Below are 18,243 nucleotides of genomic sequence, written 5' to 3' on the forward strand. Positions count from 1 at the left end.
CAACCTAAAAAGGAGGGCGTTGAACGCCCTTCCCATCCATTACCTATGGCGTGACATCAACCACTTCAAGATGCTCTAGACTAGGTGTAATCCCTCTTACCCCGTTTGGTTCAAAACCATCTACTCGGGCGTTTGTTCCTGATAATACTTTGTTGTAGTTAAGTAAAATCATTGGCGGATCGTCTTGGAGAGCTTGATATAGTTCGTGATATGCTTCAATACGCTCATCCTGGTCATTTGTACCAACACTCGCTTCTATCAAACGATCAACATCGTCATTTTCATAACCTCTGAATGTTGCTCCTGTATGAGTAGAATGGAAGGCTTGCACCCCAACGTGTGGATCTGGTTGCATGGTTGTAGAAAAGGAAGCTAGATCATGATCTCCAGCGTCCACTCGAGCCAAGAGAGCATTAAAGTCCATTTGCTCTACTTGAAGGTCAATTCCGATTTCACTGTAATTTTCCTGAGCAATCGGAATAAGCGTATCACCTAGGCCCCCTGCAGATGTGTAATAGTAAACACGCAGACGTTCCCCGTCTTTCTCACGAATACCATTACTTCCCTCTTCCCATCCTGCTTCTTCCAGTAGCTCTTTTGCTAATTCCGGATCGTAAGTTGGAGCTTCAATCTCATCCGTATATGCCCATGAAGTTGGCGCTACTGGTACATTCGCCACTTCTGCAAACCCTTGATAATGGGCAGCGATAATCGTCTCACGGTCCAATCCATGAATGAAAGCTTGACGGACTAAAGGATCTTCGAATACCTCACTTTCATTGTTAAAAGCAATATAACTGTAGTTGGAAGAATTATAGACATTGATGTTGGCAAATTCCATAGACTCTAAGAGTTCATAATTATCCCGATTTGCAGGGAATGCACTGTAATCCAGTTCACCAGTTTGGAAAAACTGCTGAGAATCCCCTTCCGTTGTTCGGTAAATGAATGTATCCACTGATGGTTTGCCCGCATAATAATATTCATTTGCTACGTATCGAATGTGCTGCCCTGGGTTGTACTCGTCAAACCTAAACGGACCCGCCCCAAGTGGCTTTAAGTGAAGGTCACTTAAATAATCGATATCCCCTTTTTCATAGTTTGCCCCGTAGTAAGCTTCACTTAATACTTGGCCACCAAGCATTGTCAAGGAGCGAGCATTCGGCTCTTCTACTTCAATTTCAATAGTACGGTCGTCAACGACTCGAATGCCACTTATGTCCTCAGCATCTCCTTCTTTGTACTCGAGGCCTCCAACCACTTGGGCTTCTGTAATATCCGTTCCTCCCCCATAACTTGGATCATGCAGAAGCGTAATCGTAAACGCGACATCCTTTGCTGTAAGGTCTGTACCGTCATCAAACTTTAAGCCTTCACGCAAAAAGTATGTATACGTTTTTCCATCCTCAGAGATCTCCCAATCTTCCGCAAGTCTCGGAATCGGCTCACCTTGAGGATTAATATCCACTAATGGTGGAAACATGACCGATTGAACGTTTCCGTCATATCCACTCGTATTAAAGTGAGGCGTGAATACACCTCCTGGTTCTTGAAGGCCCACAACAACAGTGTTTCCTCTATTCAGCGCCAATTCAGGTGAAGCAGCAGGATTGCCCGCTTCAACAAACACTTCATCCACGACGTCATTTTCTTCTGCTTCCACTTCCTCCGTTGAACTCTCAGTCTTTTCCCCATTTTCTTCTTGTGCGTCCGATTCCAATTCCGTGTTGCACGCACCAAGTACTAACAAACCCGACAATACCGTTAACCCTAACCACTGTTTTTTCATGTTAACCCTCCCATGTTGTTTCCTGAATTCCTTTATTTTGGAACCTTATAGTTTATTAATTTAACGAGATAAATGGATAAAGTCAACCTTTTTCTATAATTCTTATTTGTTTACTCGGAATTAAGTATATTTTCATAGATAGTCATTGGAAATATTAGTTCCTACGACTTCTATATACTTAAGCATACCTTTTGATTAACGTTCCGTTAGTAGGGTACTTTGGTAATTGTAAAGGACCGCTACTCTCAATTGAGTAACGGTCCAAGAATTTCGCTCTTACTAAAAAACTTCACTTCTTTTTTTGTAGGTGACCTTTCATTCATGTTCCTGCCCCACAATAAACGTAAGGTGTTCCTTGAACAACCGAATGTCCACCGGGGTTTCCCCATACACTTCTCCGTCCATGTCGAGCTTCATCGGGTGGTCGGTCGTAATCTTCAATTCACTCGCTTCTAAGAAGTCAAATGCTTCATTTTCCATATCCCAATCGTTCAAGTCCTTATTTTGAATAAATTCTTTCAAGACAGCCATTCCCGCTTCACGTAAAATAAACACGTTGACCGATCCATCATTCATTTTTTCATGGAGGGATGGGAGTTGGTTTGTGCCAAGATAGTTTCCATTAGCAACTAAAATCATCACTGCCTCGTCTTCCATCTCCCTGCCTTCTGTGGTAAGGGTAAATGAAAACGGCTTAGATTCCCGCACAGTTTTAATTGCGCTTATAAAATAACTCAACCGTCCGAAGGTACCCTTCAGATTTTGGTCAATGTTTTGAGACGCATCCGTAATAAGGCCCATGCCTACAAAATTCGTAACCCAGCGTTCATTTACTTTCAAAATATCGACTCTTTGTTTATGATTTAAAAGAATGGATTGTGCCGCTTGCTTCATATTTTGTGAAATACCAAGAGACCTGGAGAAATCGTTGCACGTTCCTCCCGGAAGAATGGCGATCACAGGAGGATTAGGTAAAGAAGCAAGTCCGTTTACGCATTCATGAACCGTACCGTCTCCACCAAGGATGCAGACGAGATCAACCTCTTCTCCACGCTCTTTGCAAATCTCTTCCGCGTGGCCTTTGTCGTTCGTACGCTTTAGAATAAGCTCATCCACTTTACCCGCAAGTGTTCGGGCAACAATTTGGATGTGGCGCTCTACTTCATCTTGACCAGCGTTACCGTTATAGATAAGTAAGACTTTGTTGTACATTGTAAACCCTCGATTCAATGAGACATATGTTTATTTTACCCGTATTCTACCCTTCTCTAACCCACTCTCTAGAAGGCATTGAAAAAGTTTGACCTTTAACTTTTTCAATGCCTTCTATGCAATGAGCGTAACGGTTGCCTGTTTTGAAAGACTGATACGAGTGGGCTTCTCGTATCAGGCCCGCAACCGAGTGGAGCCATTGCCAATAAAGGCGCTGAAAAAGTTCAATCTTTAACTTACTTAATGCCTTCTCTATAGAGAAGGAATCAACGACTTCAAGTCGAATTTTATGATGTGCATGTTTTCACTCGGCCTTTTTCGGAAAAAATAAGAAGATACATACATTGGAGGTCCCTTGTCATGACTAGAGAACAAGCATACGTTTTTTTAAGAGCATTGATCGTGGCGATCGTGATCGCCGTCTCCCTATGGGTTCTCGGTCGTATCCTATCATTAACCTACCCTTTCTTAATCGCGGCGCTACTCGTTTGGCCTCTTCTCCCGTTGATTCGAGTGCTTAGAGAACGGCTACGCTTCCCTAACGGACTCGCTGTGTTAGCCGCTTTACTTGTGGGCCTTTCAACAATTGGAGGCATTTTCACCGGACTCGTTTTCCTGCTCATATTCGGCATTCAACAAATTACGAAGTACGCACCTGAATGGTTTATGACTGCTTCTATACATATGCAGGATTTCTTTAATACAACGATCTTTCCCATTTGGGAACAAGTGATAGGCATCATTGCCACACTTACTCCCGAGCAACAACAAGCCTTGCAAGAGGGCATCACGGGGCTTGGGACGCAAGCAGGTGAATTACTCGGTCAGCTCGGCCAAGCCCTGGCTGACACCCTTCGCCAGTTACTTATTGCTGTTCCATCATCCATGATCGTTATATTCTTCATTTTATTATCGGTCTACTTCATCGGAAAAGATTGGGGCCATATGAAAGCCTACTTGCACGATTTTTTCTCGGCTCCGATTTTGAAAAAGACTCGGCTCTTTGGACGGGCTTTTCGCATTCGGGTATTAGGATTCTTGCGAGCACAGCTCATTTTAATGGCCCTCACGAGTGTCATTGTACTTATCGGTATGACGATCATTCAAGTAGACCAAGCCGTCACCCTGGCCATCGTGGTGGGAGTGGCAGAAATTCTCCCGTATCTCGGTTCTGGGACAATTTTGATTCCGTGGGCCATTTACCTGTTTATTATAGGAGATTTGACTTTAGGAATTGGTGTTGCCGTTGTGTACGGGGTCACCCTAGTGGCACGCCAGTCACTTGAGCCTAAGATCCTTTCGTCGAGTATGAATTTGCACCCTCTCGCCGTTCTCATTTCTTTATTTGCTGGCCTTCAGTTGTTCGGTGCATTCGGATTGTTTTTAGGACCCCTGTTTTTAGTGATTATTGTTATTTTAAAAGACATTGGTGTGGTAAAAGACATTACCGATTTCGTAAAGGATGGATTTGTGGATCGAGAGGAAAAGAAGAAGCATTTGTAAAGGCAGAGCCATCGTGCAGGAAAGCAGTTGCTTCTCTTGCTCGTGGCTTTTTTTGTTTGGCAGTTTTACTCGCTCGTGTTTAGCCGGTCGGGTCCTATGCTGGAGGAGGGGTTTGCGATGGGTCGTTCGAGTCTCGTATCATCCACTTATTTTTGCTTTAGCGGCGATAATTGTGTAATTGGCGGACATATTTTTCATTTGGCGGCGATAAATATGTAATTAGCTGACATATTTCTAATTTAGAGGAGTTAAGCACGGAAACCCTGTTTTCACCTCCCCTTCGACCATACAAAAAAAAGAGCGCCACTAAGCGCCCTCAACTCTCATATTTTTTTAACAAGGTCCGATACTCATCAGCCATTTGTTCACGGACGTCATGAGGCTCCAGAACCTCCGCTCTCATGCCGTAAGACCGAATCCAACGAAGAAACTCTTCGTTACTGTTCACCGTAGTCCTCAGTAAAAGGGATCCATCCTTTTGGGGCATACGCTCCGTGTCCACGTGAAAGTCGTCCTCCAAGACGTATCTGGCAGCCTCTTGGTCAAACTTAACCAAAAACGTCGTTTCCGTATCATCCGAAATGATTGACCACCGCCTTGATAAATACTCGTCAATGTCAAAGGTTCGCGGAATTTTAAACGTCTCACCTGTAGGCTCCACAGTTTCAAATCGGCTCAGCCTGAACACGCGAACCACTTCCCTCATATGACAATAAGCGATCACATATAAGTGTCCTTCCCGGGGGACCAGGTAATACGGATCGAGCTTACGTTGCGTGCGTTTGTCCCGAGAAATGGCATAATACGTGACGTGAACCGTTTGATTTGTGGCAATCGCCGGAATCATTTTCGGCATGATGTTGAACTGGGATGGATCTTTTGGTCGGGAATGAAGACGAATCCGCTCCCCTAACCCCGCACCTGCCCCGGACAATTCGTCGCCTTTTTGAACGTGAGTCATGACTTTTTCCAAGCCCGTTCTGTAAGACTGATGAAAAGGATGTTCACCGGACGTAATCCCTTCGCTCAAAATCGGATAGAGTGTAAGCGCCATCCACTCTTCCTTCGTGAGCCTCCCTCCTGAACGAATCGGATTCTCGAGCATCCTATACCCCGCATGTCCATCCGCACGGATCGTGATGCCCAAATCATCGAATTTGTTCATATCCCGATAAATCGTTCTCACCGTCGTATTGCAATGCTCGGCCAGTTCTTTTGCCGTAGCATAATCATGATTGTTAAGATATTGCATAATGTAGAAAAGACGTTCCACCTGCGTCACATCAATCACCGTCCTGTTGTGAGCCATTTTACTATAATCCCCATGTTAGATCGATACTTTTTGAAAAAAACCGGAGAAGTCTCCTCCCCCGGTCACTCCTTACTATTGCCAATCCCCAGCTGCAACCGTCCAAATCGCTTGACCACTCATAAATGGATCTTCAAAGATAAACTCGTAAAATTCCGCCTCCTCCACGTCGAAGCTAATCTCTCCAGCCATTGTACGTCCAGCTCCCACTTCACCGTCAAGGCTGCCTCTTGTATCAACAAAGATGTCCATGTCCTGACTGTATCCGCTTGGGTCCACTAAGCTCATTTGCATTAACGTAGAGATGTTCGCTGACTCGTCAGTCGTGTTTTCAATGCTCACATCGAGGATTAAAAAGTAGTCATTATCCGGTGTCACCCAATCCCCGTCACCTTCATATTGACGGACCTCTTTCACCGTCACGTGAAGACCGTTGAAATTTACCGTGTCCCCCATTCCTAGCCCTTCTTCCTCAATCACTTCCTCTTCTTCTGGTACCTCTTCCTCAGACTCATCGCTTTCATCATTTTCTTCCGCTTCAGTCTCTTCCGTTGATGCTGCAGCTTCTTGATCCGTTGTATCTACGTTTTCAATTGAAGATTCTCCGCAAGCCGCAAGCGCCCCCAACATCAATAACCCTGCCATCAACCCTTTAACTCTTTTCATGTTTCATTTCCCCTTTCAGAATGTGTTTACATTCTCTACTATAATGAGAGGTGTGACACACACTGTCAGTGAACACACGTTTGGGGGAAATTTTTTTATCTTTTTTGTTAAAAAGGAGAATTCCGCTTAAAGCTATTCAATTCAACTAAAACGAACCATCCACATGGAATGGTCCGTTGGGGATTCACTATATCTCTTTCAAACACGCCGCAACAATCGGTTGTTTTTGTAAAAATGGCGGCCACTCCAATGGTAGCACCTGCCACGTTTTCCCTTGATCTTGGGACCTGTAGATGCCCCGGTTAAAAACGGCGTAAAATACGCCCGGCTCCCCAGTGTGAGTAAGGAGATGAGGCACTGTGGTACCCTCGGCTTCCGGTAGTCCTTCTTCGACTTGTTCAAAAGCTTCGTTTCCTCGCTTTCTGAATAACCGATATTCAGCTGTGTCAGGAACATAGGCGGAGCCAGGTCCCTTTGCTCCTGCCACGATCACTGCCTTACTGTCAGCAGGATCTACTGCTGTTTGGACAAGATAAGTGAACGCCCCTAATCCGGTATTATCTGTTTTCCATCCTTCGCCCATATCTTCACTATAGGCAAATCCCCCGCCACCAGCTTCATAGATATACTGCTCTTCAATTGGATGAGTCACAATGTTATGCACATCGAACTGCGATCCTTCTTTTCGGTCTTCAAACGTCTCCCCGTTACCCAAGGAACGCATCACGCCTCCAAGCTCAATCCCGGCTAATAGTAGCCCATGATCTTGATAGCTCGTTGTTATATCTTTGACATGGTGCGTTTCCGGCCTAGGAGGAAAACTCCACTCCTTCTTTGAAGGCAGCTCGGTTAGGGCAGGGAGTTGCTTCCACGTTTCTCCTCCATCAGCCGACTGAAACAACTCACTCGGTTCCATTCCCACATACAAGGTGCCGTAAGTACCACCGTCTTTTAGTGGCGCCACATGTAATGAGGTTACCCGATCATGAAGAATGTCCTCACCAATCCGCTCAAAAGACTCCCCGCCATTTTCTGATCGATACAGCCCGTGATCAAATGTGCCTGCATAGATCACACCGCTAAAAGGGTCTACTGCTAGAGACTGAATTTCTCCCTTTTCCAAGTCCAAGTCATTAATCGTCCACTCGTCTTTCTCGCCTGATACATGAATGATGGAACTATGAGATGATAAATAGATATTGACCATTGCCTTCGCCTCCACGTTTTTATTTCCTATTCTCGTTTGAGGAGGTTTTAAAACGTGGAGAGCGGGGGGCGGGGCGAGGTTGTTCATCTATTTTGAGATTTATCGATCACTTTTCCATCTCGGGGGACATTTCGAGTTTCGGAAGATCGAGTTATTTTTGGTTTGTTCCAGTTATTTTCAGGTTGAGCCACTTATTCTAGGTTTGTCCGATTTATTGCCAGGTTGATCCACTTATTTCAACATTGATCCACTTAGCCACTCACACCTCATTTAAAAAAACCGTCCTCCACCGGAGAACGGTCCATTTTACCCTCGTCGCTTTACGTCTTCATTCGTTTTCATGTCTTCAGGGTTGATCTCCCCTTCTTCAAAGTACGCGTCTTGGTCGTACAAGCCTTCCACTTGACCTTTAGATAGCTCCTCCTCTTCCGTTTCTCGGAGCTCAAGTAAGTAGCTGTGGACGTCATCAAGCCCAGCTTGATCTAAGTGATCGATCATTCTGTGTAATTCTTGTTTTGATACTGCCATCGTTATCTTCCTCCTTGGTACTTTTTCAGTAGCCTCTATATATCCCTTCTTTCCCCCTCTCTGTTTTTTCAATCATGAAGGATTTCAAAAGCTTCATCTAGAATGAGAGAATGAGACTTCAACCTTTATGGGAGGCATTACGATGACTTTGGATCTTACAAAACAGTATGCATTAGAGATGGATAAGAACGACCCCCTAGCCAGATTTAAAGATGAGTTTTATATAAAAGAAGGCACCACGTACATGATCGGGAACTCTCTTGGTCTTCTTTCAAAACGGGCGGAAAAGGCGCTACTGACTTCGTTAAAGGACTGGAAAGAACATGGCATCAACGGGTGGATGGACGGGGAAGAGCCGTGGTTTTATTTATCCGAAAAGCTGGGTAAAAAATCGGCCCCGCTCGTTGGAGCAAAGCCTGAAGAAGTGGTTGTTACAGGCTCGATTACGACAAACATTCATCAGCTAATCGCAACATTTTTTAAGCCGCAAGGGAAAAAGAGGACCATAGTGGCCGATGCACTTACGTTTCCGTCAGATATCTATGCGCTGAAAAGTCAGCTCAAGCTTCGGGGGCTTGATCCCGCCAATCATTTGGTTCAAGTGGAAAGTGCGGACGGCCAAACGCTTGATGAAGATACGATCATTGAGGCCATGACAGATGAAGTGGCCCTTATGTTGCTGCCGTCGGTGCTTTACAGAAGCGGGCAGGTACTTGATATAAAGCGTCTGACAGAAGAAGCTCATAAACAAGGCATTGTGATCGGCTTTGATTTGGCTCATTCGGTAGGTGCGATGCCCCATGAGCTTCATGAGTGGGGCGTGGACTTTGCCATGTGGTGCAACTATAAATATTTGAACAATGGACCGGGTGGTGTAGGAGGCTTGTTCGTTCATGAGCGCCATTTCGGGACGGAGCCGGGGCTTGCTGGATGGTTTGGTTCGGACAAAGAAAAGCAATTCGATATGGAACACCACTTTAGTCCTGCCGAGAACGCTGGAGCCTATCAAATTGGCACCCCTCACATCTTGAGCGCTGCTCCACTCCTTGGTTCACTTGAAATCTTTCATGAAGCGGGGATTGAGAGTGTTCGAGAGAAGTCGTTGGCTTTGACGAATTACTTAATGGCTTTAGTAGATGAGAAGCTTGAGGGACTTGGCTTCACCATTGAAAACCCTCGAGAAGATCACCGGCGTGGGGGGCATGTGTGTTTAAAGCACGATCAAGCGGCAAGTATTAGTAAGGCGTTGAAAGCGAGAGGGATTCTTCCTGACTTTCGAGCGCCGAATGTGATTCGTCTTACGCCAGCGGCTCTTTACATTAGCTACTTGGATGTGTGGAAGACGGTTGATGCGTTGTATACGATTGTTAAAGAAGAAGAGTTTAAACAGTTTTCAAATAAGAGAAACGTGATTGCGTGAGGATACGTGGAAAAAGCCCGGAAGCGAGTCTTAGGACTCGTTCCGGGCTTTTTGGTGAAACTCTTTGGGTAAAGAGGTGTTCGTCTTTTTTTTCCTAACGTTCGGGATCTTGTCCTCTGTCGCGATGGGCGAGGTCGTCGGTGACACTTACGTCAGCGGCTTTGGTTTTGGTGTCTTGTTCGTGTGTGCCGTCGGCTTCGGTATCCTTCGTGTGTTCCATTTTTTCTGTATCGACGAGGCCTTCTAGGTACTCGTAGACGGCTTCGACTTGTTCTTCGGATAGTTCATCGATCATGTTTCGTACTTCTTCTTTTGTGGCTGCCATGTGTCTCATCCTCCTCTGATTCGTTACTAGGCTATTCCCGTTTGAGGAGGAATTAATCGTTTTGATTGAAGAAAAAAGCTTTCCGGACACCTTTAATGTGTGCGGAAAGCTTTTTGACTTTTAGTAAACGAATGCGTCGAATGCTTGTACCAATCCGTTACCGAAGTGGTTGCTGTTGCCTAAAGGCTTGGCTGAGTTGTTTAACACGCTTCTCACTTGTGCGTTTGTGTAACCTGGTTGATAGTGCATCAGTAATGCGGCTACACCTGCTACGTGAGGGGAGGCCATGGATGTACCATTGAGGCTTCTGTATGTGTTACCTGGGAATGTGCTTTGGATGTTCACGCCAGGAGCTGCAATTTCAACAGTTGGACCTGTGCTTGAGAAGGACGCACGGTTGTTGTTCCAATCCACTGCTGCTACGGCCATCACACTATTGTATTTTGCCGGGAAGTTTACGGAATCTCCTGTGCCGGATGCGTTGCCGCTGTTTCCTGCTGCCGCTACAAGCAACACCCCTTGGTTATAGGCATAGTCAGAATAAGCTTGTAGGATCGAAGAGTGTTGCGATCCACCGAGTGACATGTTGATGATATCCATTCCATTGTTTACGGACCACTCGATTCCTTGAGCGATACCGGAGTAGGAGCCATTTCCGTTGCTGTCAAGAACTTTAACTGCGTAAAGGCGAGCGGACGGTGCTACTCCTAGTACGCCGATGCTGTTGTTTAAGGCGGCTACCGTTCCTGCTACGTGTGTGCCGTGTCCATCTCCATCATAGTAAGGACTGCTTTCAGGCCAGTTTGAAAATACGGAATGCCCTCCATAGACATTTAAATCTGAGTGGTTTGCATCGATTCCTGTGTCAAGGACTGCTACTCTCACCCCTTGACCAAAGTATCCATATTGATGCACGTCAGTAGCTTGTACTTGTGGCACACCATATGGCGTTGTTTGACTCTTTTTCACTTCTGCATCTGCTTCAACATATTTGATTTGTGGGTGATTTTGCAATCCTCTTGCTTGTTGCTTAGTTAGTGACAACTGATAAACCGGTAATAAATCGTATTCGTGCAAAATCTCAGAGTCTGATACACCAAAGGCGTTTAAGAGCCCTTTTTCTGCTTTTCCGTCAAACATCACTAAGTATTCTTCTCGATCTTGCTTTCCTACGCTATCTGCACTGGCACTAATGGCAAATACGCTGAAAAACAAACAGACTGTCATAAATGCGACTAAAAGTCTTTTCATCTTCCCAACCACTCCCTACTCTTTTTTGATCTAAAATAGATAGACTATTCTGAACAATTAAAATAATACCACTAAATTTTACATTCTTTTATAGTATGATAGATTCTATTTATTACCATGATTGGACCTATTTTCTTGGTAGATAAAAGTATTAAACCAAAGACCCCGCCAACTTTCCCATGACTTTGTTATTACTCTACTTTTTTTTTGAGAGGTAGGAGGACTAATCTCTCATTTTTATACTATTCCATTCTTATAGCTCAAAAATGATGCCCTACATCTTCTTGTTCGTTCAGTACACCTTTTATTTTTTGTGGAATTCTGAGTCCTTTTGTTATGCGTAGCTAAGTGCTAATAGCGACACTCCTATTACCTTGAGTCCTGGAGCCCCTAATAGTCATCAACTAAAGAAATCGAGTAAAGTAAATAAGCTCCACAAAGGTGTAGCCGAAATGTCCTTCGCTTTCCGTGGTGGTCCGGTGAGCCTCCTCACTTCGTTCCGGGGTCTCACCTTGGCCCCGACTACCACAGGAGTCTCGAACATTCCGGCTACACCTATTCACATAATAGAGTCGAATCGTCTTTGACAGTGAATGATTATAATTTGATATTCAGATGAGGATCTAACAATTACGTAGAAAAGGGAGTCGTTTCTAGTGAATTAAAGAAATCGATAATAAAGCGGAGCCTTGTATACTAAAAAAGAGCACCCTTCTAAAAGTAGAGGGTACTCTCGTATCGTTTAGTATTTTTTTAGTAGATAACGTAATGGTATAAGTGAGACTAATACAATCAGAAGTGCTCCTGGGGCTGCTTGATAGTAAATCGCCTCAGATGCATTGTAGTAGACTCTCACGGCTAGTGTATCAAAGCCTGGTGGCCTTAGCATGAGCGTTGCGGGAAGTTCTTTAATTGAGCTTACGAACACGAGCGCTCCCCCTGCTAACACACCTGGCATGATCGATGGCAAAATGACCTTGACCATCACTTTCCACGGTGGTGAGCCGAGGCTTCTCGCTGCTTCATCAATCCTTGGAGACACGAGACTCAAGGACGCCTCCCCCGCTTGCATCGCCTGTGGCAAGAAGCGGATCACAAAGGCAATGATAATCACGTAGAACGTGTTATACAAAGATGGGATATGCGTATTGAAAATAAACACCATTCCCAGTGCAACAATGACACCTGGTAACGCATAGCCCGCATAACTCATTTTATCAATGGCTGTAGAAATAGGAGACGGATATCGTGACTTCAAATAAATGACCGGTAATGACAAAATCATTGCCGCTAAGGCCGCTAGCCCCGATACTTTCACACTATTCCATGCATATTCAAAGAATCGACTGTCCAACGCGTCAAGTCCGATTCCGATAGACGTCCAGTATATAAGCACGGCAATCGGTAAAAAGACGGAAAAGAAAAAGACAACGCTCACGTAAATAATAGCAAGTGGCTTCCACTTTCCAAGGGCTAGCGTATCTGGCTCTCGAAACGTATTGGCAGTCTGATAGTATTTGCTTTTTTTCCTTGAGATAACTTCAATCCAAAGAATCACCATCGTAAGAAGGATCAGCACAAGACTAAGTACGGATGCGGAAGCTGTATCAAAGCTCGCTCGTTGAAAGTAGATGGCTGCTGTAAACGTCACATACCTGAGCATGGCAATAGCACCAAAGTCCGAAAGAACGTAAAGAGAGATCAAAATGGCCCCTGCGCCGATGGCCGGTCGTAACATGGGCAGATTCACTTTCCAAAAGACTTGAGCTGTTGAGAACCCTTGAGAACGGGCTACTTCTTCATAGTTTTTATTCATTCTTCTGAGAGAAGCACTAACGATTAAGAAAACATAGGGGTACGTAAACATCGTTAGTACGAGAAACACACCGAAGAACGAATAAATATTTAAGTTATAATCCCCGAGTATCGCCGTAAAAAATGGAATTGACTCCCAAACATCCCGAGCCCAGCCACTTCGACCGAACACGATAATATAAGTCACAGCCCCCACATATGGAGGGATGACTAGGGGTAGGGCCAAAAGCCATTGCCACGCTTTTTTACCAGGCAAGTCCGTTCGAATGACAATCCATGCCAAGGTCACCCCAATTACAACAGCTGCAACCGTTACAGCTACCGTTAAGCTAAGGGTGTTCCATAAAAGTTGCGGGATACGACCGTCAAGAAGCCTCAGCCATGAATCTGCCCCTGCAAATATAGAGCGCCACACAACATAAAAGATCGGAATCGACATGAGCAACGCTACAACAAGACCTAAAATAACTAGAATAGGCCCTGGTGGATTCCCTCTCCACATTTGAAACCAAAAACGATTAATAAAACGGAGAAGGGCTGGAGAAGAATCTTCCCCAACCTTAGCATGTTTTTTGTTATGCATTTCCTTGTTGTTTTCGTCCCTCATCATGCTGTCTCCTTATTTATACCAATATTATCTTAATTCAAGATCTAAACCTGCATCTTCAATCAATGATACCGTATCTTCAAAGTAATTACCAAGTTCTTTTAATGGCATATCTTGAAGTTGTAGTTCATTTACAGAAACGGCATCTTCAAATGGTGGATCAAGATCAGGATTAATTGGTACTTCAAGGCTTTCACCGACAAACTCCAATTGATTTTCTTCTTGCAATATCCAATCCATGAATGCTTTTGCATTCTCGTCGTTAGGCGCTCCTTCTACCATACCTAAGCCGGCAGCATTTGCGATTGCTCCCATTTCACCTTCGCCTTGGTCAGCGTAGACAAATCCAACATTGTTGTCAGTCGGCTCTTCAAGTTGTTGGTGGTAGTAGTAGTTGTTTACTAGACCAAACGCGTACTCTCCAGAACCAACGGCACGACGGATGTCTCCGTGTCCTTCTAAAATACCTGAAGCATTTTGTTGAATGGCTTCAACCCACTCCGCTGTTTTCTCGTCTCCCCACTCATAACGTAGAGCAGAAACGTTTCCAATCATACCGCCGTTTCCACCACGAGTAATCACGTAGCCATTTTCAACATCTGCCCACTTAGGGTCTAGTAGGTCTTCCATTTTTGTTGGTACTTCATCTTCAGACATCATATCTTTATTATAGATGAATCCACGAGCACGAGTTGAGATCGCAACCCACTCGTTATTTTCAGCACGATATTGCTCATCAATCGTATCTACGTTCTCATATTCTCCGCCTTGGAGAAGGCCGTTTTGATTTAAGTATTCCAATCCACCGATATCGTTTGAGATGAAAATGTCAGCTTGCACATTTGCAGCTTCTTCTTCCACTTGTAATGGATCGGCTCCGTGAAGGGCACGAACCTCAACACCTGTATCTTCCTCAAATTTATCTAGCAACGCTTGAACGAATACTTCATTTCGAGAAGAATACACAACAAGTTCCCCATCAAGATCATCTCCAACAGCGTCTCCATCTTGTTCGGAATCACTATCTGTTGTTTCCTCTTCCGTATTACCATCTGTTCCTTCTTCTTCAGCTTCGTTATCACCACAAGCGGCGACAAAAAGGACGGACAATGATAGTAATGCAAACAATAAAAACTTAAGCTTCTTATTCATCTGTATACCCCTATTCTTTATGTAGTCTGTAAATGAGAAAGATTCTCATCACCATCTAAACTGAATTATAGTGAAAATGATTCTCATTGTCAACAGGTGTTTTTGAGTGAATTTTGATTTTTTTCTTATGTTATTTTGTCCTCTTTATTTATACATAAACAAATCAAGCTGCCCCACATCGTGTTGGAGGGCAGCTCATTTCTTGTGCATGTTATCTATCGAAAGGCTATGGCAGCTTTCAGGGAAACCCTTGCACCTGGGTAAAGGTACTCTCAAAGTTCGGTTTACGACTTTACTAGTACCCTCTGCATTAATCGAGAGTTTACGATAACCATTCCCACTCTTTATTCAAGGGGGTGAACGTTCATAGAGTGAGAATGATTATCATTATTACGCAATTTCAGTTTATTAAAAATGAAACGTGTTGTCAATTCATTTTAAGATCCCTAACTAAAGGGGATCAAAAAACACCCGCACGCCTGTACGGATGTTTTTTGTCCAAAGTATTATCCATATACTTTTTTATTCGATAAAAAGAAGTAGACCACATATGCCCCCAAAATAGCGGCACAGGCCCAAGCCGTCATGGCAATGGCCGGGTATTCTCCTTGACGTTCAATGGCAATTCCTATAAATGCCCAGATGAGCACGAGTGAGTAAAAAGGATCATTAAATGAATGTGTAAACCACAAGCCTAGTAGCAAGGCGATTACGAGTAAAAGGATCGTCCAAGCGACATTTGATAAGAATAGGCCCTCTTCAAACCCAAGACTGTTGAATACGACACCTACGTTCACAATCGTTGCCACTGATACCCATCCAAGATAAATCGAGAATGGCAGTCTCATCAAAAACGACGTGTGAGGTGTAAGCATAATAACTCGGTAAACCACAATTAAGCTTACCAACAACCCAACCATCGCTACCATTGTTAGTAGGAAAAATTCGTAATGGAATAAAAGAAGCCATGAAACATTAAAGAAGCAGCTTATGATAAACCAGTAGCCAATATTGGCGTATGCTTCTTCATCAGCCGGACGTGCAAAAAATTGACGAATGACCCATATGATCAGAAGAAGATAAATTAAGCTCCAAATGGAGAACACATATCCTGCAGGGGTAAACAATACGTTCAAACGATCCGAAATCTCTCCTGCAGTTTGGCCATTGATCGGAACAGTGTTTGATAACACGTTTACAACGAGGACAATGAGTAAGGCAACAACGTTTGACCATTTTAATAAAAGGGATTGCTGGTAGTTCATGTTCTCGGCTCCTTTCGGTATGCTACTTGTTTTTTACCCAAAAATCGAAAGAGATAAAAGCATCTATAGTAGTACATTATTCTTCCCAAGCTCAGGACATGTCATGAAATTCCCTTGTTACTTAGCGGGCATAAGAAAAAGCATGCAAGTCAGCATGCTTTTTGGTTTTATTCTAATTTCATTTGTGTTGGCGCCGCAGAATTTTTCCGTCCATTCATTTGCCCGTTACTTTTACTTGCCCCATTCATAGAACGCCGTTGTTTTCCATCTCTTTTCAGCTTCACAATATAATCATAGACTTTGACGAGTTCGTTATCGTCCAAGTGATCGAGCATCATTCGGATTTCCTCTTTTGTGTAGTACAAGTTCTGCCTCCTTCCGCCACTCAACCAATAATCGTTTCGGCTTGTTCGTTTAATAAGGTGTACCCTCAATGCTTTAGAAGTAAACGTATATTTACACTATTTTCCTTTATTAGACCCTTCTTCTTAAAAGGCGTACTATTATTAAGAATACGAGTCCTTACAAGAAAGTAGAACACCCCACCTGTTTGTCGTTTCAAATCCTCTTCCTAGGGAAAATGAGTAAATAGTAACGTTCCCAAAGGAGGGTCCTCATTGAAAAGAGAAGAAACGCAAGCACTTATTGAAGAAGTAATGGATGTTCTATCAGATGAAAACGGATTCCTTGGCATACGCGAGGAAGAGGAGCGTAAAGTAGTCTGCGCTTCTGCTAAAGAGATTCTGAAAACCACAGACAAAATTATTAAAAGCTATATCCGTGTGTCCAGAGGAAAGAACGGGATTGTACGGATACCAGCCTACCGGGTCCAGCACAACAACATTAGTGGCTTTTATAAAGGTGGCATTCGTTTTAATGAGAATGTCAATGAAGCGGAAGTAGAAAACCTCGCTATTTTAATGACCATTAAAAACGCCTTGCATCAACTCCCCTTCGGCGGAGCTAAGGGCGGCGTTCATGTAAATCCCAAAGAGTTTTCCAGCCACGAGCTAAACTTAATCGCAAAAAAGTATGTACAGCGCTTTAAGCCAGATATCGGACCCAATCACGATATTCCCGCGCCTGACTTAGGAACAAACGAGCAAGTGATCGACTGGATGGTCGGTGAATACAAAACCATTCATCCAGGGGAATCCTACCTAGGCTCGTTTACAGGAAAAAGCGTGGAAAACGGAGGCGCAAAAGGGCGCCGGGAGTCCACTGGGAAAGGGACCTATTTAAGCTACCGTTGGCTATTGAACGACTGGTTTAAAGAGCTTGCGGATAAAGAGGAAGTAGAACGCACGGATCAATGGCGAACCCTGGAGTATTTATACGAAGAACACCAAGAAAAAGGTCACCTGAACGTAGCGGTCCAAGGGTTTGGAAACGTGGGAAGTGTCGCTGCCAGAGAAGCCTTTGAAGACAAGGAGCTTAAACACCACATCGTAGCTGTCTCAGACAGAGACGTGACACTCTATAACCCGAACGGGCTGAATGTGGATATTTTGGACGGGTTCGGATTCAGTCACGGTCGTTTGCCACAGTCGAAAAAAGAGTTGAACGAGCTGGAAATGGAAGCAGAGATTCTGGAAGCATCAGACGTGTTAACCGTTAGCTCCGACGTCCTCATTCTTGCGGCAGTCGAAGACCAAATCCATAAAGAAAACATGAAAGCCATTCCTGCACACATCCTTGTCGAAGGGGCAAACGCTCCTCTTTCACAAGAAGCGGACCGTTTTTTTGAAGAAACGGGCAAAATCGTCATTCCGGACATTCTTGTTAATGCCGGCGGTGTGATCGTTTCCTATCTTGAGTGGAAACAAAGCAAGGTCACCGAGCACTTTTCCGAGTCTGAGATCCTTGATGACATGGGAGCTCAGATGACTAAGACGTTTAAGCGAGTGTACGATACGTATTTCTACTCAAGCAACGAAACCATGCGATTCGGCTGTTTTTACTTAGCACTGGAGCGACTGACGAGTCTACTGTACCGACATGGGAAGTTGTTTTAAAGAACAAAAGCAAAAGCCTAAAGAATAAGAAAACCCGAGCCGCTAAATGCTGGCTCGGATTTTTTGTGCCTTGGAGAAACTCGATCGGGCTAGGTGGAGCTCCGGATCTTTTATGAAGAACTTTCGGCTCTTTATGATGAACTTCGGGCCTTTTAAGAAGAACTTTCCGCCCTTTATGA

15 protein-coding genes are annotated in these 18,243 nt (G+C 44.2%); 3 read left to right on the forward strand and 12 right to left on the reverse strand.

The window, feature by feature from the left end:
• Positions 1-43 precede the first annotated feature (43 nt).
• A complete protein-coding gene (locus G476_RS0116900) occupies positions 44-1,789 on the reverse strand; it encodes an ABC transporter substrate-binding protein (protein ID WP_026691128.1) in 1,746 nt (581 codons plus the stop codon).
• Between the two features lie 315 nt (positions 1,790-2,104).
• Positions 2,105-3,001 (reverse strand): diacylglycerol/lipid kinase family protein, encoded by an 897-nt coding sequence (locus G476_RS0116905; RefSeq protein WP_026691129.1) that lies wholly within the window; start codon positions 2,999-3,001, stop codon positions 2,105-2,107.
• Between the two features lie 360 nt (positions 3,002-3,361).
• On the opposite strand from G476_RS0116905, the gene ytvI reads away from it, so the two are divergent.
• Positions 3,362-4,504, forward strand: a complete 1,143-nt coding sequence (gene ytvI, locus G476_RS0116910; RefSeq protein WP_026691130.1) for a sporulation integral membrane protein YtvI — start codon at positions 3,362-3,364, stop codon at positions 4,502-4,504.
• A 316-nt stretch (positions 4,505-4,820) separates the two neighbouring features.
• Here ytvI and G476_RS0116915 read toward each other — a convergent pair whose 3' ends face one another.
• The 4 genes from G476_RS0116915 to G476_RS0116930 all read right to left on the reverse strand — a co-directional run bounded on the left by G476_RS0116915 (position 4,821) and on the right by G476_RS0116930 (position 8,214).
• Positions 4,821-5,813 (reverse strand): helix-turn-helix transcriptional regulator, encoded by a 993-nt coding sequence (locus G476_RS0116915; RefSeq protein ID WP_051314895.1) that lies wholly within the window; start codon positions 5,811-5,813, stop codon positions 4,821-4,823.
• A 75-nt stretch (positions 5,814-5,888) separates the two neighbouring features.
• Positions 5,889-6,479 (reverse strand): DUF4352 domain-containing protein, encoded by a 591-nt coding sequence (locus G476_RS0116920; RefSeq protein WP_026691132.1) that lies wholly within the window; start codon positions 6,477-6,479, stop codon positions 5,889-5,891.
• A gap of 187 nt (positions 6,480-6,666) precedes the next feature.
• The gene (locus G476_RS0116925; RefSeq protein WP_026691133.1) at positions 6,667-7,686 is read right to left on the reverse strand and encodes a beta propeller repeat protein; all 1,020 of its coding nucleotides are present in this window, start codon (positions 7,684-7,686) and stop codon (positions 6,667-6,669) included.
• Between the two features lie 306 nt (positions 7,687-7,992).
• The gene (locus tag G476_RS0116930) at positions 7,993-8,214 is read right to left on the reverse strand and encodes a hypothetical protein (protein WP_026691134.1); all 222 of its coding nucleotides are present in this window, start codon (positions 8,212-8,214) and stop codon (positions 7,993-7,995) included.
• Between the two features lie 142 nt (positions 8,215-8,356).
• Between G476_RS0116930 and kynU the strand changes: the two genes are divergently transcribed.
• Entirely contained in the window at positions 8,357-9,634 is a 1,278-nt protein-coding gene (gene kynU, locus G476_RS0116935; protein WP_026691135.1) for a kynureninase, read from the forward strand.
• 94 nt (positions 9,635-9,728) lie between these two features.
• Here the strand turns inward: kynU and G476_RS23000 are convergent, their stop codons facing one another.
• The 6 genes from G476_RS23000 to G476_RS0116965 form a co-directional block, all read right to left on the reverse strand.
• The gene (locus tag G476_RS23000; RefSeq protein WP_156906621.1) at positions 9,729-9,968 is read right to left on the reverse strand and encodes a hypothetical protein; all 240 of its coding nucleotides are present in this window, start codon (positions 9,966-9,968) and stop codon (positions 9,729-9,731) included.
• Positions 9,969-10,079: 111 nt separating this feature from the next.
• A complete protein-coding gene (locus G476_RS0116945; RefSeq protein ID WP_026691136.1) occupies positions 10,080-11,210 on the reverse strand; it encodes a S8 family peptidase in 1,131 nt (376 codons plus the stop codon).
• A gap of 742 nt (positions 11,211-11,952) precedes the next feature.
• The gene (locus G476_RS0116950) at positions 11,953-13,635 is read right to left on the reverse strand and encodes an ABC transporter permease (RefSeq protein WP_026691137.1); all 1,683 of its coding nucleotides are present in this window, start codon (positions 13,633-13,635) and stop codon (positions 11,953-11,955) included.
• A gap of 24 nt (positions 13,636-13,659) precedes the next feature.
• Positions 13,660-14,784: an extracellular solute-binding protein gene (locus tag G476_RS0116955; RefSeq protein ID WP_026691138.1), complete on the reverse strand. Its 1,125-nt coding sequence runs from the start codon at positions 14,782-14,784 to the stop codon at positions 13,660-13,662.
• Positions 14,785-15,290: 506 nt separating this feature from the next.
• Positions 15,291-16,049, reverse strand: coding sequence for a TspO/MBR family protein (locus G476_RS0116960; RefSeq protein ID WP_026691139.1), 759 nt, complete (start codon positions 16,047-16,049; stop codon positions 15,291-15,293).
• Positions 16,050-16,216: 167 nt separating this feature from the next.
• Positions 16,217-16,414, reverse strand: coding sequence for a hypothetical protein (locus tag G476_RS0116965; RefSeq protein ID WP_026691140.1), 198 nt, complete (start codon positions 16,412-16,414; stop codon positions 16,217-16,219).
• A 252-nt stretch (positions 16,415-16,666) separates the two neighbouring features.
• Between G476_RS0116965 and G476_RS0116970 the strand changes: the two genes are divergently transcribed.
• The gene (locus tag G476_RS0116970) at positions 16,667-18,064 is read left to right on the forward strand and encodes a Glu/Leu/Phe/Val family dehydrogenase (RefSeq protein ID WP_026691141.1); all 1,398 of its coding nucleotides are present in this window, start codon (positions 16,667-16,669) and stop codon (positions 18,062-18,064) included.
• Positions 18,065-18,243 lie beyond the last annotated feature (179 nt).

The sequence above is a fragment of the Alteribacter aurantiacus DSM 18675 genome, from assembly GCF_000429705.1.
Taxonomy (GTDB): domain Bacteria; phylum Bacillota; class Bacilli; order Bacillales; family Salisediminibacteriaceae; genus Alteribacter; species Alteribacter aurantiacus.